Origin of the sequence: Pseudomonas sp. SK (assembly GCF_012975065.1) — a bacterium.
GTDB lineage: Bacteria > Pseudomonadota > Gammaproteobacteria > Pseudomonadales > Pseudomonadaceae > Aquipseudomonas > Aquipseudomonas anuradhapurensis.
In genome coordinates this window covers 3848451-3870360 of sequence record NZ_CP051857.1, presented here as the reverse complement: position 1 = coordinate 3870360, position 21910 = coordinate 3848451, and the positions used below count along the sequence as shown (strand labels likewise).

At 62.7% G+C, this 21910-nt stretch carries 17 protein-coding genes and 1 other RNA gene; 11 read left to right on the top strand and 7 right to left on the bottom strand.

What is annotated here, in order from left to right; translation table 11 throughout:
• Positions 1–172 precede the first annotated feature (172 nt).
• Positions 173–1522 (bottom strand): NCS2 family permease, encoded by a 1350-nt coding sequence (locus tag HG549_RS17745; RefSeq protein ID WP_170030995.1) that lies wholly within the window; start codon positions 1520–1522, stop codon positions 173–175.
• A 284-nt stretch (positions 1523–1806) separates the two neighbouring features.
• Between HG549_RS17745 and HG549_RS17740 the strand changes: the two genes are divergently transcribed.
• Positions 1807–2562, top strand: coding sequence for a GntR family transcriptional regulator (locus HG549_RS17740; protein ID WP_170030993.1), 756 nt, complete (start codon positions 1807–1809; stop codon positions 2560–2562).
• Positions 2563–2610: 48 nt separating this feature from the next.
• On the opposite strand, the gene guaD is transcribed toward HG549_RS17740, so the two are convergent.
• The 4 genes from guaD to xdhA form a co-directional block, all read right to left on the bottom strand.
• Complete coding sequence (gene guaD, locus HG549_RS17735; protein ID WP_170030991.1) at positions 2611–3915, bottom strand: guanine deaminase; 1305 nt, start codon at positions 3913–3915, stop codon at positions 2611–2613.
• 10 nt (positions 3916–3925) lie between these two features.
• The gene (gene xdhC / locus HG549_RS17730; protein WP_170030989.1) at positions 3926–4771 is read right to left on the bottom strand and encodes a xanthine dehydrogenase accessory protein XdhC; all 846 of its coding nucleotides are present in this window, start codon (positions 4769–4771) and stop codon (positions 3926–3928) included.
• A 172-nt stretch (positions 4772–4943) separates the two neighbouring features.
• Positions 4944–7343: a xanthine dehydrogenase molybdopterin binding subunit gene (gene xdhB / locus HG549_RS17725; RefSeq protein ID WP_170030987.1), complete on the bottom strand. Its 2400-nt coding sequence runs from the start codon at positions 7341–7343 to the stop codon at positions 4944–4946.
• Positions 7336–8790 carry a xanthine dehydrogenase small subunit gene (gene xdhA / locus HG549_RS17720; RefSeq protein WP_170030985.1) on the bottom strand — a complete coding sequence of 485 codons (1455 nt, stop codon included), beginning with the start codon at positions 8788–8790 and terminating at the stop codon, positions 7336–7338. Before xdhA ends, xdhB begins: the two co-directional genes overlap by 8 nt.
• A gap of 268 nt (positions 8791–9058) precedes the next feature.
• On the opposite strand from xdhA, the gene HG549_RS17715 reads away from it, so the two are divergent.
• The 9 genes from HG549_RS17715 (at position 9059) to HG549_RS17680 (ending at position 20115) form a co-directional block, all read left to right on the top strand.
• On the top strand, positions 9059–9718 hold the full coding sequence (locus HG549_RS17715) for a GntR family transcriptional regulator (protein ID WP_170030983.1): 660 nt from the start codon (positions 9059–9061) through the stop codon (positions 9716–9718).
• 3 nt (positions 9719–9721) lie between these two features.
• Entirely contained in the window at positions 9722–13210 is a 3489-nt protein-coding gene (smc, locus tag HG549_RS17710; protein ID WP_170030981.1) for a chromosome segregation protein SMC, read from the top strand.
• Positions 13211–13415: 205 nt separating this feature from the next.
• Complete coding sequence (gene zipA / locus HG549_RS17705) at positions 13416–14306, top strand: cell division protein ZipA (protein WP_170030979.1); 891 nt, start codon at positions 13416–13418, stop codon at positions 14304–14306.
• A 236-nt stretch (positions 14307–14542) separates the two neighbouring features.
• Entirely contained in the window at positions 14543–16873 is a 2331-nt protein-coding gene (gene ligA, locus HG549_RS17700) for an NAD-dependent DNA ligase LigA (RefSeq protein ID WP_170030977.1), read from the top strand.
• A gap of 302 nt (positions 16874–17175) precedes the next feature.
• An RNA gene (gene ffs, locus HG549_RS17695) (signal recognition particle sRNA small type) lies at positions 17176–17272 on the top strand.
• A 266-nt stretch (positions 17273–17538) separates the two neighbouring features.
• Positions 17539–18063 (top strand): hypothetical protein, encoded by a 525-nt coding sequence (locus tag HG549_RS17690; RefSeq protein WP_170030975.1) that lies wholly within the window; start codon positions 17539–17541, stop codon positions 18061–18063.
• Positions 18064–18752: 689 nt separating this feature from the next.
• Positions 18753–18995 carry a hypothetical protein gene (locus tag HG549_RS26065; RefSeq protein ID WP_256665950.1) on the top strand — a complete coding sequence of 81 codons (243 nt, stop codon included), beginning with the start codon at positions 18753–18755 and terminating at the stop codon, positions 18993–18995.
• Between the two features lie 13 nt (positions 18996–19008).
• Positions 19009–19260 carry a hypothetical protein gene (locus HG549_RS17685; RefSeq protein WP_170030973.1) on the top strand — a complete coding sequence of 84 codons (252 nt, stop codon included), beginning with the start codon at positions 19009–19011 and terminating at the stop codon, positions 19258–19260.
• Positions 19261–19440: 180 nt separating this feature from the next.
• Positions 19441–20115, top strand: a complete 675-nt coding sequence (locus tag HG549_RS17680; protein ID WP_170030971.1) for a hypothetical protein — start codon at positions 19441–19443, stop codon at positions 20113–20115.
• Positions 20116–20396: 281 nt separating this feature from the next.
• On the opposite strand, the gene HG549_RS17675 is transcribed toward HG549_RS17680, so the two are convergent.
• Together HG549_RS17675 and HG549_RS17670 are read right to left on the bottom strand one after the other, a co-directional pair.
• Entirely contained in the window at positions 20397–20639 is a 243-nt protein-coding gene (locus HG549_RS17675; RefSeq protein ID WP_170030969.1) for a hypothetical protein, read from the bottom strand.
• 272 nt (positions 20640–20911) lie between these two features.
• Entirely contained in the window at positions 20912–21334 is a 423-nt protein-coding gene (locus HG549_RS17670; protein ID WP_170030967.1) for a helix-turn-helix domain-containing protein, read from the bottom strand.
• Positions 21335–21415: 81 nt separating this feature from the next.
• Here HG549_RS17670 and HG549_RS17665 point away from each other — a divergent pair, with 81 nt between their 5' ends.
• Positions 21416–21904, top strand: a complete 489-nt coding sequence (locus HG549_RS17665) for a DUF2938 domain-containing protein (RefSeq protein ID WP_170030965.1) — start codon at positions 21416–21418, stop codon at positions 21902–21904.
• Positions 21905–21910 lie beyond the last annotated feature (6 nt).

The window sequence follows — 21910 nt, the reverse complement described above, 5'->3', positions numbered from 1 at the left end:
GTGTCGCGAAAGGGCTGCGCAGCAGCCCCGGCAATTTGTGCATCTGCGCTGCAACCCTGGGGCTGCTGCGCAGCCCTTTCGCGACACAAGGCCGCTCCTACAAAAGCCAGCAGATTGATGCCGGCCAAATAAAGAAAGGGCGCCGAAGCGCCCTTGGTTGCTGCAGCTGGGGTCAGAGGAACACGAACTTGGCAATGAAGATCGCGCACAGCACCCACAGGCTGGCGGAGATTTCCTTGTACTTGCCGGTACCCGCCTTCAGCGCCACGTAGCTGATGAAGCCCAGGGCGATACCATCGGCAACGGAGAAGGTCAGCGGCATCATGATCACCGTGACGATCGCCGGAATGCTGTCGGTAGCTTCGTCCCAATGGATGTGGGCCATGCTGCCCATCATCAGCATCGCCACGTAGATCAGCGCACCGGCAGTCGCGTAGGCGGGAATCATCCCGGCCAGTGGCGCGAAGAACATCGCGGCAATGAACAGCACGCCGACCACCACCGCCGTCAGCCCGGTGCGGCCACCTGCGGCGACGCCGGCAGCACTCTCCACGTAACTGGTCACCGGCGGCACACCGACCACGGCACCGAACACGCTCGAAGCACTGTCGGCCTTCAACGCCCGCGACAGGTTTTCGATGCGCCCGTCCGGCGCCACCAGGTTGGCCCGCTGCGCCACGCCCATCAGGGTGCCGGCCGTGTCGAACATGTGCACGAAGAGGAACGCCAGCACCACGCTGATCATGCTGACGTTGAACACCCCGGCCACATCCATGGCCATCCAGGTCGGGGCCAGGCTCGGCGGCATCGACATTACCCCGCCAAACTTGACCAGGCCCAGGCCCCAGCCCGCCAGGGTGACGCCGATGATGCTGATCAGGATCGCGCCGAACACCCGCTTGTAGCTGAGGATGGCGATCAGCAGGAAGCACAGCGCCGCCAGCAGCGGCCCCGGCTCATGCAGCGAGCCCAGCTTGATCAGGGTGGCGGGGCTGTCGACGATGATGCCTGCCGTCTTCAGGCCGATCAGCCCGAGAAACAATCCGACGCCGGCCCCCATGGCATGGCGCAGGCTGACCGGGATGCTGTTGAGCAACCATTCGCGCACTTTCGACAAGGTCAGGAACATGAACAGCACGCCCGAGACGAACACCGCCCCGAGTGCCGTTTCCCAGTTGTAGCCCATGGTGCCGACCACGGTGTAGGTGAAGAAGGCGTTGAGGCCCATGCCGGGCGCCAGGCCCACTGGCCAGTTGGCATACAGGCCCATCAGCAGGCAGCCCAGTGCGGCGGCGATACAGGTGGCGACGAAGGCGGCGCCGTGGTCGATGCCGGCGTCGGCCATGATGTTGGGGTTGACGAAGATGATGTAGGCCATGGTGATGAAGGTGGTCACCCCGGCGATCAGTTCGGTCCTGACGGTACTGCCGTGTTGCTTGAGTTTGAAAATCCGCTCCAGCCAGCTCGTTTCGAGCGGTGGGGCGAGATCCAGCGTAGGGGCTTCGGATTTGCGGCTTTCCACAGCAGGTACTCCTCAAGTCTTTCTTGTTGTTCTTGGGCCCGGTTCCTGCGCAATGCACTTGGCGGCCCCGCGAGGGAAGGCAGACGTCTGACCGCTTTTTGTTGACTTGCAGGTCAAGAAGTTGCTCGGTGGATTATGCTTTTGTGTACAAAGAATGCAAATAATGTTTTATCTTTTGTGTGCGCAATGTGGCGTACAACGGCTATATAGGTAAAAGGCCACCTGCAGAATCGGCTCAGCCTGTGTACAATGGCGCCATACTTTCCTTCGTGCCTCGAGAGCCCATGAACGAACAGCTGCAACCTCTGAAGAAACCTGCGCGCAACGGCAAGGCCGGCCGCAGTGGTACCCAGGACGACATCGTCTACGCGCATATCTTCGAGGCGATCCTCGAGCAGCGTCTGGCTCCGGGCACCAAGTTGAGCGAGGAAGCGCTGGGCGAGATCTTCGGCGTCAGCCGCACCATCATCCGTCGTGCCTTGTCGCGCCTGGCCCACGAAAGCGTGGTGCTGCTGCGGCCGAACCGTGGCGCAGTGGTGGCCAGCCCCACGGTGGAAGAAGCCCGTCAGGTGTTCTTCTCGCGACGCATGGTCGAGCGGGCCATCACCGAGCTGGCGGTGCAGCACGCCACGCCAGAGCAGCTCAACGAACTGCGGCAGATGGTGCGCGACGAGCGCGACAGCTTTTCCCGCGGTGACCGGGGCGCCGGCATCCGCCTGTCCGGCGAGTTCCACCTCAAGCTGGCAGAGGCTGCCGGTAACGCGCCACTGGTCAGCTTCCAGCGCAGCCTGGTGTCGCAGACCTCGCTGATCATCGCCCAGTACGAAAGCGGCAACCGCTCGCACTGCTCGTATGACGAGCACATGCAACTGATCGATGCCATCGAGGCGCGTGATGCCGAACAGGCCGTGAGCCTGATGATGCACCACATGGACCACATCGACAGCAAGCTCAACCTGGACGAGGAAAGCGCCTCGGACGACCTGCATGCGGTGTTTTCGCACCTGCTGAAAAAGCCCAAGGCAGCCGCCAAAGGTTGATCGTTTGCCGAAATGAACGAAGGGGCCGCTTGCGGCCCCTTTGTATTATCAGCGCTGGTGCACGCAACGCCCGGCGGCGTAGGTTTCGCGCACGGTGCGATCGTCGCCCAGGGTAGTGAGCACGAACAGCGTCTCTTCAATGCTGTTGGACTGCTGGATCCGGTAGTCCAGCAGCGGCGTGGCCTTGTAGTCCAGCACCACGAAGTCGGCATCGTTACCCGGGCGCAGGCTGCCGATGCGGTCGTCCAGGCGCAGCGCCCGGGCGCCGCCGAGGGTGGCCAGGTACAGCGACTTGTACGGGTGCAGGCGCGCGCCCTGCAGCTGCATCACCTTGTACGCTTCGTTGAGGGTGTTGAGCAGCGAGAAGCTGGTGCCGGCGCCGACGTCGGTGCCCAGGCCCACGTTGACCTTGAAGCGCTCGGCCTGCGGCAGGTTGAACAAGCCACTGCCGAGGAACAGGTTGGAGGTGGGGCAGAAGGCCACGGCCGAGCCGGTTTCCGCCAGCCGCTGGCATTCCTCGTCGCACAGGTGCACGCCATGGGCGAACACCGAGCGTTCGCCCAGCAGCTCGAAGTGGTCGTACACGTCGAGGTAGCCCTTCTGCTCGGGGAACAGTGACTTGACCCAATCGATTTCCTTGAGGTTTTCCGACAGGTGCGTGTGCATGTACACGCCCGGGTGCTCCTTGAGCAACTGGCCGGCCAGGGTCAGCTGTTGCGGGGTGCTGGTCGGGGCGAAGCGCGGGGTGACGGCATAGTGCAGGCGGCCCTTGCCATGCCAGCGCTCGATCAGCGCCTTGCTTTCGGCGTAGCCGGACTCGGCGGTGTCGGTCAGGTAGTCCGGCGCGTTGCGGTCCATCATCACCTTGCCGGCGATCAGGCGCAGGTCCAGGCGCTCGGCCTCTTCGAACAGGGCATTGACCGATTCCGGGTGCACGCTGCCGAACACCAGCGCAGTGGTAGTGCCGTTGCGCAGCAGTTCCTTGAGGAAGATCTTCGCGACCTGGTCGGCGTGATCCTTGTCGGCAAACTGCTTTTCGCAAGGGAAGGTGTAGGTATTCAGCCAGTCCAGCAGCTGTTCGCCGTAGGAGCCGATCATGCCGGTCTGCGGGAAGTGGATATGGGTGTCGATGAAGCCTGGGGTGATCAGCGCGTCCTGGTAGTGCTCGACCGGGATGTCGGCATCCAGGCTCGGCAGCAGTTCGCTGGCATGGCCAACGGCGCGGATGAGGCCATCGTCGACCACCAGCAGGCCGTCCTCGAAGTACTCATGGGAGGCCTCCAGGCCCACCTCGGCCGGGTCGGCGATGCTGTGCAGGATGGCGGCACGGTAGGCTTTGCGGGTAACGGTCATAACACACTCGTCAATGGGCTTGGCTGCGCCGGGAGGGCGGCAGCAACTGGGCAATGGGGCCGGCATTGGCCGCAGCGTCGTGCTGGCCGAAGCAGGCGTTGTAGGTGGCGATGATCTCGGCGGCGATGGACACGGCGATTTCGATGGGCAGCTTGCCCTTGACCTCGGCCAGGCCCATCGGGCAACGCATGCGTGCCAGCACGGCCTCGTCGTAGCCGCGCTCGCGCAGGCGGTGTTCGAACTTGACCCGCTTGGTCTTCGAGCCGATCAGGCCGAACCAGGTGAAGTCGTTGCGCTTGAGGATGGCGGCGCTCAGCTCCAGGTCGAGCTGGTGGTTGTGGGTCATGACGATGCAGTAGCAGCCCGCTGGCAGGCTGGCGACTTCGTCGACCGGCTCCTCGCTGACCACCTTGGTTACCCCGTCGGGCACCAGGGCCGGGAATTCCTGCTCGCGCGAATCGATCCAGCGCACCCGGCAGGGCAGCGCGGCGAGCAAGGGTACCAGAGCGCGGCCGACATGGCCCGCGCCGAACACGGCGATTTGCGCCTGCACGGCGGCCATGGGCTCGAACAGCAGCACGGTGACGCCGCCGCAGCACTGGCCCAGGCTGGCGCCGAGGCTGAAGCGCTCCAGGTGCGGGGTGCTGCGCTGCTCCTCGAGCATCTGCCGGGCGATGTGCAGCGCCTTGTATTCCAGGTGGCCACCGCCGATGGTGTCGAACAGGCCGGTGGCGCTGACGACCATTTTCGAGCCAGCGTTGCGCGGGGTCGAGCCGCGCTCCTCGATGATGGTGACCAGCACGCAGGCTTCGCCACGGGATTGGTGGTCGGCGAGGGCGTTGATCCATTGGTGCATGATGCAGATCCTCTCCAGGGCAACGCGGTCCGCTTTGTGTAGGAGCGGCCTTGTGTCGCGAAAGGGCTGCGCAGCAGCCCCAGAAAGCCATGTTGCTGTTCGAATTTTGGGGCCGCTGCGCGGCCCTTTCGCGACACAAGGCCGCTCCTACAAAAAAAGCGGGCCGGCGGCGTTACTGCGGGACGCTTTCCAGTTCCGGCTCGGCAGGTTGCGCCGCAGCCACCACCTTGCGCATCTGCTCGCAACCCCACAACACCCGCTCCGGCGTCGCCGGCGCATCGATGGCGGGCTGCACGCGGTAGTCGGCGATGCTGGCCACGGCGTCCTTGATCGCGCACCAGGCGGCGATGCCGAGCATGAACGGCGGCTCACCCACGGCCTTGGAGTGGAACACGGTGTCCTCCGGGTTCTTGCGGTTTTCCACCAGCTTCACCCGCAGGTCCAGCGGCATGTCGGCCACGGCGGGGATCTTGTAGCTGGCCGGGCCGTTGGTCACCAGCTTGCCCTTGGCGTTCCACACCAGTTCTTCGCTGGTTAGCCAGCCCATGCCCTGGATGAAGCCGCCTTCCACTTGGCCAATGTCGATGGCCGGGTTCAACGAAGCGCCCACGTCATGCAGGATGTCGGCGCGCAGCATCTTGTACTCGCCGGTCAGGGTGTCGACGATCACCTCCACGCAGGCGGCGCCGAAGGCGAAGTAGTAGAACGGCCGGCCACGCGCCTGGTTGCGGTCGTAGTAGATCTTCGGTGTGCGGTAGAAGCCAGTGCTGGACAGCGACACCTGGGCGAAGTAGGCCTGCTGCACCAGTTGCTCGAAGCTGACGATCTGGTCGCGCACGCGCACATGGCCGTTACGGAACTCGACGTCTTCCTCGGTTACCTGGTAGTGCCGCGCGGCGAACTCGGTCAGGCGCTGCTTGAGGATTTCGGCGGCATTCTGCGCAGCCTTGCCGTTCAGGTCGGCGCCACTGGAGGCGGCGGTCGGCGAGGTGTTGGGCACCTTGTCGGTGTTTGTGGCAGTGATCTGGATGCGGCTGAAATCGACCTGGAACACCTGCGCCACCACCTGGGCCACCTTGGTGTTCAGGCCCTGGCCCATCTCGGTGCCGCCATGGTTGAGGTGGATGCTGCCGTCGGTATAGATGTGGATCAGCGCACCGGCCTGGTTGAGGAAGGTGGCGGTGAACGAGATGCCGAACTTCACCGGGGTCAGCGCCAGGCCCTTTTTCAGCACCGGGCTGTTGGCATTGAAGCGGCGGATCGATTCGCGGCGCTCGGTATAGTCGCTGCTGGCTTCCAGTTCGGCGGTCATTTCCTCGAGCATGTTGTGCTCGACGGTCTGGTAGTAGTGGGTGACGTTGCGCTCGCGCTTGCCGTAGTAGTTGGCCTTGCGCACCGCCAGCGGGTCGCGGCCCAGGTGACGGGCGATGTGGTCCATCACCTGCTCGATGGCGACCATCCCCTGCGGGCCGCCAAAGCCGCGGTAGGCGGTGTTGGAGGCGGTGTTGGTCTTGCAGCGGTGGCCGTGCACGGTGGCATCGCCCAGGTAGTAGGCGTTGTCGGAGTGGAACATGGCGCGGTCGACGATCGAGCCGGACAGGTCGGGTGAGTAGCCGCAGTTGCCGGCCAGGTCGAGGTTGATGCCATGCAGGCGGCCGTCGTCATCGAAGCCCACGTCGTACTCGACATAGAAGGGGTGGCGCTTGCCGGTCATGGTCATGTCCTCGACCCTTGGCAGGCGCATCTTGGTCGGTTGCCCGGTCAGGCGCGCAATGACGGCGCACAGGCACGCCGGGCTGGCGGCCTGGGTTTCCTTGCCGCCAAAACCGCCACCCATGCGGCGCATGTCCAGCACCACCTTGTTCATCGGCACGTCGAGCACTTCGGCGACCAGCTTCTGCACTTCGGTAGGGTTCTGCGTGGAGCAGTAGACGATCATGCCGCCATCTTCGGTGGGCATTACCGAGGAGATCTGCGTTTCCAGGTAGAAGTGCTCCTGGCCACCGATGTGCAGGGTGCCCTGGAGGCGGTGCGGGGCGGTGGCCAGGGCGGCAGCGGCGTCGCCACGCTGGTGGGTGTGGCTGTCGAGCACGAAGTGCTTCTTGCGCAGTGCTTCGACCACATCCAGCACTGGCTCCAGGTCTTCGTACTCGACGATCGCGGCCATCGCCGCACGGCGTGCGGTGTCGAGATCGCGCGCGGCCACGGCGAGCACCGGCTGGCCGAAGTACTCGACCTTGTCGATGGCCAGCAACGGGTCGCCGGCCACTACCGGGCCGATGTCCTTGAGGCCGGGGATGTCTTCGTGGGTGATGGCGATGCGCACCCCGTCGAAGGCATAGCAGGGCGTGGTGTCGATGCGCAGGATGCGCGCATGGGCGCGATCGGAGGTGCGCGCGTAGACGTGCAACTGGTTGGGGAATTCCAGCCGATCATCGATGTACACCGCCTCGCCGGACACATGCTTGTCGGCGCTGTCATGCTTGACGCTGCGGCCAACCCCGGTGGTCAGGTCCTGGCTGAACAGTGCGGCCATCTCGGCCTGGCTCTTGGCTACGTGATGGTTAGACATAAGCGGTCACCCGGGTTTCGATGTGCGGCGTTTGCTGTTCGATGAAGTACTTGCGCAGCAGGTTCTGCGCGGTCAGCAGGCGGTATTCCTTGCTGGCGCGGAAGTCGCTGAGCGGGGTGAAGTCTTCGGCCAGGGCCTGGCAGGCACGCTCGACGGCGGCCTGGTTCCACGGCTTGCCGCGCAACGCTGCCTCGCAGGCGCGGGCGCGCTTGGGGATGGCCGCCATGCCGCCGAACGCGATGCGCACGCCGCTGACCACACCGTCTTCGATGCTCAGGTTGAAGGCCCCGCACACCGCGGAGATGTCGTCGTCCAGGCGCTTGGATACCTTGTAGGCGCGGAACGCCCAGTCGCGGGTGGCGCGTGGCACGATGATCTTCTCGATGAACTCGCTGTCCTGGCGGGCAGTGATGCGGTAGTCGATGAAATAGTCTTCCAGGGCCATCACCCGCTGGCGCTCGCCCTGACGCAGGACGATCTGCGCATCCAGGGCAATCAGCAGGGGTGGCGAGTCGCCGATCGGCGAAGCGTTGCCGATATTGCCACCCAAGGTGCCCTGGTTGCGGATCTGCAGCGAGGCGAAGCGGTGCAGCAGGGCGCCGAAGTCGGGGTACTCCTCGTTGAGCGCGCCGTAACAGTCGGTGAGTGGGGTGGCGGCGCCGATTTCCAGATGGCTGTCGGTCTTCTCGATGCGCTTGAGTTCGGCCACGTGGCCGACGTAGATCATCACCGGCAAGGTCTTGTGGAACTGGGTGACTTCCAGGGCCAGGTCGGTACCGCCGGCCAGCAGCCGCGCCTCGGGGTGCGAGCTGTACAGGTCGGCCAGGTCGGCCACGGTCAGCGGCACCAGGCAGCGTTTGTCGCCGCTGTTCAGCTCGCCGGTCTGGGTCGGTGCAATCGCCTTGAGGCGGCTGATGGTCTGGGCCTGCTGGGCATCGAACTGGTCGCGGCCCGGTTGCCGGCAGCTCTGCTCGGCGGCTTCCAGGATCGGCCGGTAGCCGGTGCAGCGGCACAGGTTGCCGGCCAGGGCTTCCTGGGCCTGGTGCAGGTCGGGGCCGTTGCTGTTCTTCTGCAGGGCGAACAGCGACATGACGAAGCCGGGGGTGCAGAAGCCGCACTGCGAACCATGGCAATCGGCCATGGCCTGTTGCACGCTGTGCAGTTGCCCTTGGTGCTTGAGCCCTTCGACGCTGATCAGTTGCTTGCCGTGCAGCGACGATACGAACGTCAGGCATGAGTTGAGGCTGCGGTAGCGCAGGCTGTCGTTGCCCTGGTCGTCCTGGGTCAGTTCACCGACCACCACGGTGCAGGCGCCGCAGTCACCACTGGCGCAGCCCTCCTTGGTGCCAGGTTTGCCCAGGTGCTCGCGCAGGTACTGCAGCACCGTCATGTTCGGGTCCAGGGCATGCTCACTACGCAGCTCCTGGTTGACGAGAAACTGGATCACGGGGATGGCCTCGCAATGGTTTTATTGTTGTTGGGCGGACTCTAAGCAAGAGCTGTCCTGCTGGTCAATAATTTTCTGACTCAAAGGTCAGGAAATTGTACATGTCGCTGCCCAACGGTTCACATTGCCCATATGCCAAGCATAGATCGCGCCGGGCGCGGGGTTGCCTGGCGGGTCAAATAAACCACCTGGCCCCTCTGCGCGATTACCGGGCAAGTGCGCTACAATCCGCTGCTTGTGCCCAGTTCACTGATTTTGAAGGACAACCATGACGTTCAAGGCCCCGGACAGCCTCTCCGAGCAGATTGCCGATTACCTGGCCGAACGCATCATCCGCGGCGAACTGGCGCCAGGCGAGCGTATCCAGGAGCTGAAGGTCACCCAGGCGCTCAACGTCAGCCGTGGCTCGGTGCGCGAAGCGCTGCTGATCCTCGAACGCCGGCACCTGGTGGCGATCCTGCCGCGCCGCGGTGCCCACGTGACCGAACTGGACGAGCGCGGGGTCCGCAGCCTGTGTGCGCTGATGAGCGAGTTCTACATCCTGCTGGGCAATGCGGTCGCGCAAAAATGGCGCACCGATGCCGACCTGCGCCCGTTCCTGGACATCCAGCAGCGCCTGCAACGTGCCCATCAGCAGCTTGATATCAAGGCCTTCGTCGCCGACAGTTTCGCGGTGATGCGCGCGGCCTATCCATTCGCCGACAACCCGTTCCTGCAGGAAACCGTGGAAAACCTGCAGCCGGCCATGAGCCGCGCCTACTACCTGGCACTGGACCAGCGCCAGGCCAGCATGAGCGATTACCTCGACCTGTTCGCCCGCCTGCTCGACGCCGTGGTCGCCCGTGACCTGCCGCGCATTCGCGAGGTGCTGACCGCCTACTGCCAGCGCAGCTGCGAACTGGTGCTGGCGGCGCTGGCCCGAGGCTGACCGATGCGCCTGAAGTGCATTCGCCTGGCCGGGTTCAAGTCGTTCGTCGACCCGACCACGGTCAATTTCCCCAGCAACATGGCGGCCGTGGTCGGCCCCAACGGCTGTGGCAAGTCCAATATCATCGATGCCGTGCGCTGGGTGATGGGCGAGAGTTCGGCAAAGAACCTGCGCGGCGAGTCGATGACCGACGTCATCTTCAACGGCTCCAGTGGCCGCAAGCCGGTCAGCCAGGCCAGCATCGAGCTGGTGTTCGACAACAGCGAAACCACGCTGGTCGGCGAATATGCCGCCTATGCCGAAATCTCGATCCGTCGCAAGGTCACCCGTGACGGGCAGAACAGCTACTACCTCAATGGCACCAAGTGCCGGCGCCGCGACATCACCGACATCTTCCTCGGTACCGGCCTGGGGCCGCGCAGCTACTCGATTATCGAACAGGGCATGATCTCCAAGCTGATCGAGGCCAAGCCGGAGGAACTGCGCAACTTCATCGAGGAAGCGGCCGGCATTTCCAAATACAAGGAACGCCGCCGCGAAACCGAGAACCGCATCCGCCGCACCCAGGAGAACCTGGCGCGCCTGACCGACCTGCGCGAAGAGCTGGAACGCCAGCTGGAGCGCTTGCACCGGCAGGCCCAGGCCGCCGAGAAGTACCGCGAGTACAAAGCCCAGGAACGCCAGCTGAAGGCCCGCCTGTCGGCCTTGCGCTGGCGCGACCTGGACGCCCGCGTGCGCCAGCGCGAGGCAGTGATCGGTGACCAGGACGTGTCCCATGAAGCGTTGGTCGCCGAGCAGCGCAACGCCGATGCCAGTATCGAGCGCCTGCGCGATAGCCATCACGAATTGTCCGAGCGCTTCAACCAGGTGCAGGGCCGCTTCTATTCGGTGGCAGGGGATATCGCCCGGGTCGAGCAGAGCATCCAGCACGGCCAGCAGCGCCTGCGCCAGTTGCAGGACGATTTCAAGGAAGCCGAGCGCACGCGCCTGGAGACCGAATCGCACCTGGGCCACGACCGCACCCTGCTGGCGACCCTGGGCGAAGAGCTGGCCATGCTCGAGCCCGAGCAGGAAATGACCTTGGCCGCTGCCGAAGAAGCCGCCGCTGCCCTTGAAGAGGCCGAACTGGGCATGCACGGCTGGCAGGAGCAGTGGGACAGCTTCAACAGCCGCTCCGCCGAGCCGCGCCGCCAGGCCGAAGTGCAGCAGGCGCGCCTGGTGCAGCTGGAGGCCAGCCTGGAGCGCTTGGCCGAACGCCAGCGCAAGCTGGGCGAGGAGCGCGAGCAGTTGGGCAGCGACCCGCAGGACGCCGCCATGCTGGAATTGTCCGAGCAGTTGGCCAGCAGCGAAATGTTGCTCGAAGAGCTGCAGTTGTCCGAAGAGCAGGTGGTCGAGCGCCTGGAAGGCCTGCGCCAGCAACTGCACCAGGCCACCCAGGCCCAGCAGCAGGCGCAGGGCGACCTGCAGCGCCTGGGCGGCCGCCTGGCATCACTCGAAGCCTTGCAGCAGGCGGCGCTGGAGCCGGGCGCGGGGGCGGCCGACTGGTTGCACGGCCAAGGCCTTGAACAGCAACCCCGCCTGGCTGAAGGGCTGCGCGTGGAGCCGGGCTGGGAGCTGGCCGTGGAAACGGTGCTTGGTGCCGACTTGCAGGCGGTGCTGGTGGACGATTTCAACCGCCTCGATTTTGCCGGCCTGGAGCAGGGCGAGTTGCGTCTGCTGCTGGCCAGCGGCGACAGTCCTTCGCTGCCCGGCAGCTTGCTGGAAAAGGTCTCCGGCGGTATCGACCTGGCGCCCTGGCTGGGCCAGGTGCGGCCCGTCGAAGACCTGGCACAAGCGCTGGCGCAGCGCGCCTCGCTCGGTGAAGGCCAGAGCCTGGTCAGCCGCGATGGCTATTGGGTAGGCCGGCATTTCCTGCGCATACGCCGTGGTGGTGAGGCCGAAGGCGGGGTGCTGGCGCGCGGCCAGGAAATCGAACGCCTCGGCCACGAACAGGCGCAGCAGGAAGCGGCGCTCGAACAACTGGAGCAGCAGTTGCAGGCCCTGCGCGAGCAACAGCTGGGCCTGGAGGAGCAGCGTGAACAGCTGCGCCGCCGCACCCAGGAAGAAAACCGCCTGCACGGTGAGCTGAACGCCAGCCTGTCGGCCGGCCGCGCGCGCGCCGAGCAGGTCGAGCTGCGTCGCCGGCGCCTGCAGGAAGAACTGGCCGAGCTTGAAGAGCAGCGCGCCCTCGAGCACGAACAACTGGGCGAAGCACGCCTGTTGCTGCAGGAAGCCTTGGAGCTGATGGCCCAGGACACCGAGCAGCGCGAGCAGTTGATGGCCCGCCGCGACACCCTGCGCGAAAGCCTCGACCGCGTGCGCCAGGAAGCTCGCCAGCACAAGGACCACGCCCACCAGCTGGCCGTGCGCCTGGGCTCGCTGCGCGCCCAGCACGATTCCACCCGGCAGGCCCTGGAGCGCCTGGAGCAGCAGGCGGCGCGCCTGACCGAGCGCCAGGAGCAATTGAGCCTGAACCTGGAAGAAGGCGCGGCGCCGCTGGAAGAGTTGCGCCTGAAGCTCGAAGCGCTGCTGGAGCAGCGCATGGGCGTCGACGAGGAAATGCGCCTGGCCCGCCTGCACATGGACGAAGCGGACCGTGAGCTGCGCGACGCGGAGAAGCGCCGCACCCAGGCCGAGCAGCAAGCGCAGCTGCTGCGTGGCCAGCTGGAGCAGTTGCGCCTGGAGTGCCAGGGCCTGGACGTGCGGCGCAAGACCCTGCAGGAACAGTTGCTGGCCGATGGTTACGACCTGCAAGGCGTGCTCGCCACCCTCGAGGCCGACGCCACCGAGCAAGGCACTGAACAGGAGCTGGAGCAGCTCGATGCGCGAATCCAGCGCCTGGGGGCGATCAACCTGGCGGCCATCGAAGAGTACCAGCAGCAGTCCGAGCGCAAGCGCTACCTGGATGCCCAGGACGCCGACCTGGTCGAGGCGCTGGAGACCCTGGAAAACGTCATCCGCAAGATCGACAAGGAAACCCGCAACCGCTTCAAGGATACCTTTGATCAGATAAATGCCGGATTACAGGCACTTTTCCCAAAAGTTTTCGGTGGTGGCAGCGCTTATCTGGAACTGACGGGCGAAGATCTACTCGATACAGGGGTAACGATCATGGCGCGGCCACCGGGCAAGAAGAACAGCACCATCCATCTGCTGTCCGGCGGCGAAAAGGCACTGACCGCATTGGCGCTGGTGTTTGCCATCTTCAAGTTGAACCCCGCACCGTTCTGCATGCTCGACGAGGTCGATGCGCCGCTGGACGATGCCAACGTCGGGCGTTATGCCCGCCTGGTCAAGGAAATGAGTGAAAGCGTGCAGTTCATCTACATCACCCATAACAAGATCGCGATGGAAATGGCCGACCAGCTGATGGGCGTGACCATGCATGAACCGGGCTGTTCACGGCTGGTAGCGGTGGATGTGGAGGAGGCCATGGCCATGGTCGATGCCTGATAGGCGGCGACGGGGCATATTCTGAAGCGAAATGCCCCCGCCATGTGCGACAGACGGTGTAAAGTTGTCTTTGGTCGTGCTAGCTTAATGTCACTCGTTTTTTGCGTGGGTAAAAACGCCTGTCAGAACATAGAGTTGGCGCCACGTGTTAAAGGGCTTTGAACCCTTTGTTTTCAAGCATATTTTTATAGAGGCACGGGATTACATGGAAATCGGTCTGCGCGAGTGGCTGATCGTCATCGGCATCATTGTCATTGCCGGGATTCTTTTCGACGGCTGGCGCCGCATGCGCGGCGGCAAAGGCAAGTTGAAATTCCGTCTGGATCGCAGCTATTCCAACCTGCCGGACGAAGAGGGCAATGCCGAAGTGCTTGGCCCGTCGCGGGTGCTGGAAACCCACAAGGAGCCTGAGCTGGACGAAAGCGACCTGCCGTCGCTCAGCGCTTCTGCTCGCGACCGCGAGCGTGAACCCAAGCCGGCCAAGGCCAGCAAGCGCGGCAAGCGTGCCACGGCTGCTGCCGAGGCCCAGCAGGGCGACCTGAACCTGAGCGCCGAACCGCGTGAAGCCGACCTGTTTGCCGACAACGACGAAGACTTTGCCGCACAGAACACCCGCAGCAGCAACCCGGCGCCTGCCAGCAGCAGCGTCAAGGAACTGCCACCGGCCGAGGAAGTGCTGGTGATCAGCGTGATCTCCCGCGACGAGGGTGGCTTCAAGGGCCCGGCCCTGCTGCAGAACATCCTGGAGAGTGGCCTGCGCTTCGGCGAAATGGACATCTTCCACCGGCACGAAAGCATGGCCGGCCACGGCGAAGTGCTGTTCTCCATGGCCAACGCGGTCAAGCCTGGCGTATTCGACCTGGACGATATCGACCACTTCAGCACCCGTGCGGTGAGCTTCTTCCTCGGCCTGCCGGGCCCGCGTCATCCGAAGCAGGCTTTCGATGTGATGGTGGCTGCGGCGCGCAAGCTGGCCCACGAACTGAACGGCGAGCTCAAGGACGACCAGCGCAGCGTGCTGACCGCCCAGACCATCGAGCACTATCGCCAGCGTATCGTCGAATTCGAGCGCCGTGCGCTGACGCAGAAGCGCTGACAGATCCAGACGAAAGAGCAGCCTGAGGGCGTGCTGGGCGGTGCGGGTGTTGCTGTTGCCTGTATCGGCCCCGTCGCTGGCAAGCCAGTTCCCACAGGAGCATCACTGCCTTCCAGGCCTGTGGTGGGCCTGTGGGAGCTGGCTTGCCGGCGGCAGGGCCGGGGCAGGCAATACAAACCAGCCCCCATGCACTACTTCTCAGGCTGCTCTTTTGCTTTGCAAGAGAAGACAACCCCATGACCGCCGAATCCCGTATCCACGAACTCCGTCACCAGCTCGACCAGCACAACTACCGCTACTATGTGCTCGACGAGCCCAGCGTGCCCGACGCCGAATACGACCGCCTGTTCAACGAGCTGAAGGCGCTTGAAGCCGAGCACCCGCACCTGGTGACCCCCGACTCGCCGACCCAGCGCGTCGGCGGCGCGGCCCTGGCTGCGTTCAGCCAGGTGCGCCACGAAGTGCCGATGCTGAGCCTGGGCAACGCCTTCGAAGAAGCCGACCTGCGTGAGTTCGGCCGCCGTGTGGTCGATGGCCTCGACCAGCCCGGTGCAATCGACTACAGCTGCGAGCCCAAGCTCGACGGCCTGGCCGTGAGCCTGCTGTACCGTGATGGCCTGTTGGTGCAGGGCGCCACCCGTGGCGACGGCACTACCGGCGAAGACATCAGCGCCAACGTGCGCACCGTGCGCAACATCCCGCTCAGGCTGCAGGGCGAGGGTTGGCCGGCGGTGCTGGAAGTGCGTGGCGAGGTGTACATGAGCAAGGCCGGTTTCGAGCGGCTCAACGCCGCCCAGGCCGAAGCCGGTGGCAAGACCTTCGCCAACCCGCGCAACGCCGCCGCCGGTAGCCTGCGCCAGCTGGACTCGAAGATCACCGCCAGCCGCCCGCTGGAGTTCTGCTGCTATGGCGTCGGTCAGGTGTCCGCGAGCATCGGCGACAGCCACATCGGCATCCTCGAGCAGCTCAAGGCCTGGGGCTTGCCGATCAGCCGCGAGCTCAAGCACGCTGCCGGCATCGAAGAGTGCCTGGCCTACTACCGCGACATTGGCGAGCGACGCAACAGCCTGCCCTATGAGATCGACGGCGTGGTATTCAAGGTCAACAGCCTGGCGGCTCAGCGTGAGCTGGGCTTCCGCGCCCGTGAACCGCGCTGGGCGATCGCCCACAAGTTCCCCGCCATGGAAGAGCTGACCGAGGTGCTGGACGTCGAATTCCAGGTCGGCCGCACCGGCGCGGTGACCCCGGTGGCCCGCCTGAAGCCGGTCAAGGTGGCGGGCGTGACCGTGTCCAACGCCACCCTGCACAACATGGACGAGATCGCGCGCCTGGGCCTGCGCATTGGTGATACGGTGATTATCCGCCGCGCCGGCGACGTGATCCCGCAGGTGATGCAGGTAGTGCTGGAGCGTCGCCCGGCGGAGGCCCGCCCGGTGCAGGTGCCGAGCGAGTGCCCGGTGTGCGGCTCGCAGGTCGAGCGTACCCGGCTGGTCAAGCGCAGCAAGGGCAAGGAAACCACCAGCGAAGGCGCGGTGTACCGCTGCGTCGGTCGCCTGGCCTGCGCCGCCCAGCTCAAGCAGGCGATCATCCATTACGTGTCGCGCCGCGCCATGGATATCGACGGCCTGGGCGAGAAGAGCGTCGAGCAACTGGTCGACGAAGGCCTGATCGGCTCGCCGGCGGACCTGTACAAGCTGGAGTTCGAGCAGATCGTCGGCCTGGAAGGGTTCGCCGAAGTGTCCAGCCGCAAGCTGCTGGATGCCATCGAAGCCAGCAAGCGCCCGAGCCTGGCGCGCTTTATCTATGCCCTGGGCATTCCGGACGTCGGCGAAGAAACCGCCAAGGTGCTGGCCCGTTCGCTGGGCAGCCTGGCGCGCGTCCAGCAGGCGCTGCCGCAAGTGCTCACCTACCTGCCGGACATCGGTCTGGAGGTGGCTTACGAAATTCACAACTTCTTCGAAGACGAGCATAACCAGAAGGTCATCCAGCAACTGCTCGACAGTGGCATGCAGTTGCAGGACGAAGGCGAGCTGGCTGCCGAATTCGCTGCCAGCACGACCCTGGCGGGCATGATCGCCAAGCTCGACATCGCCTCGGTCGGCCCGACCGGTGCTGAAAAGCTGGTGGCCAGGCTCGACAGCCTGGACAAGATCATCGCCGCCGACGGCATCGACCTGCGCCAAGCCTTGGCGGCCAAGCAGGCTGACGCGGTGCGCGAGTTCTTCAAGGATGAAGCCAACCAGAAACTGGCGCGGGACATCGAGGCGCAGTTGCTGGCGTTCGGCATGCACTGGAGCAATGAGAAGAAGGTCGCCGAAGGCTTGCCACTGGCCGGCCAGACCTGGGTGCTGACCGGCACCCTGGAGCGCATGAGCCGTGACATTGCCAAGGAAAAGCTGGAAAGCCTGGGAGCCAAGGTGGCTGGTTCGGTGTCAGGCAAGACCCACTGCGTGGTGGCGGGGCCAGGGGCGGGCTCCAAGCTGGCCAAGGCCAGCGAACTGGGAGTGAAGGTACTGGACGAAGACGCCTTCGTTGCCTTCCTGGCCGAGCAGGGCATAGCCGTCTGACGCCCTGCGCAATTTCCTTGTAGGAGCGGCCTTGCGTCGCGAAAGGGCCGCAAAGCGGCCCCGGCAATGTTGGCTCGAGACCCACGTCCAGGCTTGCACGGAAGCCCTATCTTGCTCAGGCTCTGTCAGGTGACGCGCCCCGTGAAGGTGCGCGCCAATCCGCGAAGAGGCCCGCCAGGCCTTCTCAATCCGGACAAGTCATTGAGAAATGATGACTTTTTCTCGCCCCAGAGGTTGTATCTGCTCCCAAGACCGGTACAATGGCGCCACTCGCTGCTCAGCGAGCTCTGTAGTGGTGGTCCCATCGGTCCCCCCGCATTGATTACCCGTTAACCTGGTCAGGCCCGGAAGGGAGCAGCCATAGCGGGAACATCGAGTGCCGGGGTGTGGCTGGTGGGGCTGCCTCCATTACGCAAGCCCTTGAATTCTCAAGGCTTTCTCGCTCAAAAATCTCGAAGTGTGACAGCGTTTAGGTACACCTGAGTGGTGCACTGTAAGCGGCATGTTAGCTTGTCTCTGGCTTTTCTCAAATCCACTGGCCAATCCCATCTTCCTCACCTGTTGCTGAGTGGCATTCTGCCGTCTACTGTATATGTGTACATGCAGGGGTGGTAGCTTGCATGTCGTAGCGCACTACCGGCGAAAGCAGTCAGGAGGGGTGGTGAATGAGTTGGGAGCAAAATGTGGCGGACCCAGTGAATGGCATGGCTGAAGAGATCGCTGAGATTAGGAAATTTCAAGCGGCCTGTGAGAGAGATAGGGATCTTGGGACGCTAATGCAGCTCAACGAGAAGCTGATGACTCAGGCCTCAAGCTACACGAACCTAATCATGGTGGCGGGGTATGCGGGGCTCTTTGGGCTATGGTCTACCTTGGTTGAGCGTCTGCCTCAATGGCTTTATGCCCTGTGCGGTCTGCTGGCGTTGCTATCTCTTCTCTTCTTCGTTTCTTGGGAAATTATCAAGATGGTGTGGGGCAGTCTGTACATTAAGCGTACCAACCAGATGATAACAACGATCGCCAGAGGGGCAAATCAGATAGATATGTATCAATCGGCAATGTCCCTCTACAGCGTCAAGGTGCATAAGGTTTGGTTGTGGTTTTTCGTACCAACCGTAGCGTTGGGAATGGGGGCTGGGCTTTTGCTTGTCGGTTACTTCAGTTATGAGGTGTGGTGCTCGGTGAGCTGATATGCACACAGTAGAGCTATAGAAATAGTTGGCGAATGGGGTGACTCTGGGTGGGGTTCATTCGACGTTTATGACAAAGGCGGCCACGACAGAAGCGGGATGCTATCAAAAGCTGCTACTGGGTTAGACGCACCTTGATTGCTGCGGATCATCTTGCAGGCATAGTCGTCGAGGTGAGCAGCCGATTCAAATTCCGCTACAGTTCGCCGCCATCAATGTGCACGGATAGGCATCGACCGCACCGTTTTTTGTAATAGGGTTCGCACCCGAAAAATTCTGCTCCGGGCGGCAAAACGCAGAAAAATACTGCAAACCACTTGGCACAAGGCCTACAGCGAATGCCCACCATTCACTCACAAAGTGCGCACAAGTTATCCACAGGCGCTCGCCTTGCAAAGCCCCAAATACCGCATTATCTTGTATCCCGAACACGAAGAAGGCACTACATATAGTGCTCGTGTCAGCTGCTGACCTCGAATGAGGTAGGAAGTAGTGTCTGCGAGTGATTGCGTTCTAAGTTGTAGGAGACCGAAGCGCAACCACTCGCACCATCCGAAGCCGACAGTAGCTACTGAAAGCGCCCGGGGGGGGCATTGGGCCAAAGTTTGACGACTCCGTCAACAGCTGGCTGCTGGGCGGCAATCCCTCTTAGGGCTGGTAAACCATCCAACCTTAGAGAAACAAATCTTATGAACACCAAGAAATCATCCGCAAACGCCGCCACTCTGGCCTCGGAAACTCTCCGCGACCCAAACGCATCGGCAATCGCAAAAAGCTTAGCAGCATCCGTGCTCTCCCAGTCGTCCTCGACTAAGGAGACGGGCAAGGCCATGGAAGCTAAAGCGTCTCAGGTGCTCCAGTCCGAGAGGTACAGCGACACAACCAAAAGCCTCGCAGGCTCCGTCCTCTCTCAGTCCAATAAGCAACGCTAAGGGGGGCGCGATCATGGCCCTGTACTTCATCGAATACGACCTGCGAAAGCAGCGGAACTACCAAACCTTGTACGACGAATTGGCCAGCTTCAGAGCTGTCCGGGTTCTGGAATCGCTGTGGTGCTTCAACCGTGTCAACACGACCGCCGCTAACCTACGCGATCACTTCAGACGGTTCATTGATAATGACGATGGGATCATGCTCTCGGAGGTATCGAACTGGGCGAGCTGGGGCGCTAAAGGAAACCCGAACAATCTGAAGTAGATGCGATGAGGCGAGCACTAAATCTCAGTGCTCGCTTCGCAACCTGTAACTCCCAGATTGAATTCGAGGTCGAAATGAAAACGCCTACCAATTTGGTGATCCTCCGACTCATCTACAAGCTCTACTACGAAGAGTGAATTAGACTCAGCAAGCTCAATCACCACGACCAGGCAAGCGCCCATGCTTATTCATGCGTTCGACCCAACTGACTTCATGGTCTGCCATAACTTGGCAATCCAGCCCCTCATAATGTCACCGAGCTGCATTGCGTCGGTTGATCAGGGCGTACAAGCGATACACATGCGGGTCGAGGACCTGAGTCTTGAGGCTGTTCGTGAGGGGCAGCTCTACTCAGCTCTCACCCCTCGCGCCCGTGTGTTCCTGCTCGGTTTCATGCTGAGCAGGAGAATGACAATCACCGATGGATACGGCTCGCAGCGAGGATGGAGTTCCGAAGACCTCCTGATTAGGATCTATGGGGCGGAGCTTCAGATGGAGGAAGTGCGGCGGCGTGTTGCTCCGACCGCTCCATCAAGGCTTGGCTGCATTTGGGTCGCTGAAGAAGGGCCTGCTTCCCGTGCAATGCTGAGCAGGATGTTCGGAACCGATCGGCGTATCGTTTCAGTAGCTATCGTTCACTCAATCAACTTGCTCAGAGCTGACGCGAGCCTTTACGACCGATTCGCTGAAACTGGTGACCTGAACGCTGCGGAGCTCTACTGGCAGGGGCACGAGCTTAATGGGCACTGGGAAATTCTTTTGGATGGTGCTATCCGAATCACCAGCGATGATGAGCTTCAGATGCTATTACAGGACTGTCGAGATGCAGGGCACTGCATGCCATCGCCTACGTGAGGCATTCACTAATAGGTAAAAGATGTAGCAGAGCTATCGTCGCTGGCTGAGCTACCTTTCATATCTCAACCAAAATCCAATTGTTGGCTCGATCACATAGCTTGAATGCAGAAACCTCGTGGATACTTGCATCACACGTTGAGCGCGCTCAAATTGGCTAACCTCAGTTAGTAGTAAAGCCAAAACATGAAGCGCCTCTAAACCGGCCTAATGATGTCGCCTCCAATTTGGCGCCATCATAGCTCCTGAAATGCAAACATATTAGGCCGGCTCACCTGCGCTTAGTCCACCTCCGTGAACCGCCGCCGGGTCAGGAACAGTACCGTACCCAGCGGTATGGCCAGGAGCATCAGCAGCTCCAGGTCAAAGCCCAGCACCTGCTGCTGGCCGACTTTGAAAATGCCGACCGAGCCCGTTGCGAGCAACGTTACGCCCAGCCACTTGCGTAGCGGATAGGGTTTCAGGAATTTTACGACGACTGCGCCCGCTACCAGAAGGAGGGCGGCTTGCATGAAGTAAGGCATGTAGAGCACCTCAGGCCCTGATGACCGTCCTCACGGTAGAACGCTGCGGGTCAATCCCTCCATTTCCTTCATCGGTCTCGTACTGCCAAGTCTTTTCGAACTGCATGCGCGTATCCATTCGTGCATAAAAGAGGGGATTTTCCCTAGGCGATCGCTGAGATGCAAACGGTCTTTCTAGAGCTGGCGCCAGCGAACTTCAATTGCATAGACGCTTTTGCTCAGCAATGCCGCTGAAACGTAAGTACTGTTCTCGGTGCGCGGCGTTGACGGTTCTACCCTGGGTGTTTCGAGATAGATGTCGATCTGCCCCGCTGTTTTCCATACCCCGCTGCCGATAACTTCATCAGCCGCTGGAATGTCGGGCATGCCAGGTGATCCGCTTCCGGGCACTGCGCCGCATGCCGCAGGCCCTTGCTCATTGCCTGCAAGCGCCTGATCCGTGCATCCAGCTCGTCGGCCTTGGCAATCAGCAACTGCCGGTCGACCTGCAAGTCCACCAGCATCGCTCCCACTTCATCCAGCGAAAACCCCGCCGCCTGCCCCAGGGCGATCAGTGCCAGGCGGTCTGTCACATCGGCGGCAAACTGCCGGCGCTGGCCACGCCCGGCAAGTGACTTGAGCAAGCCTTTCTTTTCGTAGTAACGCAGTGTCGAGGCGGGTACGCCTGTGCGTCTGGCGACGTCGGCAATGTCCATTTCGGGCCCTTGACTTGAAGTTGACTTCAACTTCTATGCTGCGCGGCGTAGTGACGACCGTCAATCATCGAGGGCTTTTCAATGACGTTTACTGCGATGCTTTCAGCGGCCTTGCCGATTGGTTTGGGTGCCACGCTGGTCATGGACGTGTGGGGGTTGTTGCTGCGGCGCCTGGGTGTTGCCGCGCCGAACTTCGCCATGGTCGGGCGCTGGGCGGGGCATCTGTGGCAAGGGCGTGTGCGCCACGGGGCGATTGCCAGGGCGGAGCCTGTGCGGCACGAACTGATGTGGGGCTGGTTGATTCATTACGCCATCGGGGTGCTGTTCGCGCTGCTGCTGGTAGTGATTGTCGGCGAAGGCTGGTTGCTGGCGCCAACCTTGTGGCCTGCGCTGGCGGTTGGGGTGGGGACGGTGGTGGCGCCGCTGTGCCTCATGCAGCCGGCGATGGGGGCGGGGTTCTTTGCAGCGAAGACACCGACACCTGTGCGTAACTGCTTGAAGAGCCTGGTGACGCATGGTGTGTTCGGGCTGGGCCTGTTCCTCAGCGCAAGCCTGGTTGCGCCTGGGTGAGAGGCT

What these genes read in the sequence shown, in the direction of transcription:
- zipA (WP_170030979.1), top strand. Translation starts at nt 13,416, where the DNA reads ATGGAAATCGGTCTGCGCGAGTGGCTGATCGTCATCGGCATCATTGTC.
- HG549_RS17740 (WP_170030993.1), top strand. Translation starts at nt 1,807, where the DNA reads ATGAACGAACAGCTGCAACCTCTGAAGAAACCTGCGCGCAACGGCAAG.
- guaD (WP_170030991.1), bottom strand. Translation starts at nt 3,915, where the DNA reads ATGACCGTTACCCGCAAAGCCTACCGTGCCGCCATCCTGCACAGCATC.
- xdhB (WP_170030987.1), bottom strand. Translation starts at nt 7,343, where the DNA reads ATGTCTAACCATCACGTAGCCAAGAGCCAGGCCGAGATGGCCGCACTG.
- HG549_RS26065 (WP_256665950.1), top strand. Translation starts at nt 18,753, where the DNA reads ATGAACACCAAGAAATCATCCGCAAACGCCGCCACTCTGGCCTCGGAA.
- HG549_RS17675 (WP_170030969.1), bottom strand. Translation starts at nt 20,639, where the DNA reads ATGCCTTACTTCATGCAAGCCGCCCTCCTTCTGGTAGCGGGCGCAGTC.
- ligA (WP_170030977.1), top strand. Translation starts at nt 14,543, where the DNA reads ATGACCGCCGAATCCCGTATCCACGAACTCCGTCACCAGCTCGACCAG.
- xdhC (WP_170030989.1), bottom strand. Translation starts at nt 4,771, where the DNA reads ATGCACCAATGGATCAACGCCCTCGCCGACCACCAATCCCGTGGCGAA.
- HG549_RS17685 (WP_170030973.1), top strand. Translation starts at nt 19,009, where the DNA reads ATGGCCCTGTACTTCATCGAATACGACCTGCGAAAGCAGCGGAACTAC.
- HG549_RS17670 (WP_170030967.1), bottom strand. Translation starts at nt 21,334, where the DNA reads ATGGACATTGCCGACGTCGCCAGACGCACAGGCGTACCCGCCTCGACA.
- HG549_RS17715 (WP_170030983.1), top strand. Translation starts at nt 9,059, where the DNA reads ATGACGTTCAAGGCCCCGGACAGCCTCTCCGAGCAGATTGCCGATTAC.
- HG549_RS17665 (WP_170030965.1), top strand. Translation starts at nt 21,416, where the DNA reads ATGACGTTTACTGCGATGCTTTCAGCGGCCTTGCCGATTGGTTTGGGT.
- HG549_RS17690 (WP_170030975.1), top strand. Translation starts at nt 17,539, where the DNA reads ATGAGTTGGGAGCAAAATGTGGCGGACCCAGTGAATGGCATGGCTGAA.
- smc (WP_170030981.1), top strand. Translation starts at nt 9,722, where the DNA reads ATGCGCCTGAAGTGCATTCGCCTGGCCGGGTTCAAGTCGTTCGTCGAC.
- HG549_RS17680 (WP_170030971.1), top strand. Translation starts at nt 19,441, where the DNA reads ATGCTTATTCATGCGTTCGACCCAACTGACTTCATGGTCTGCCATAAC.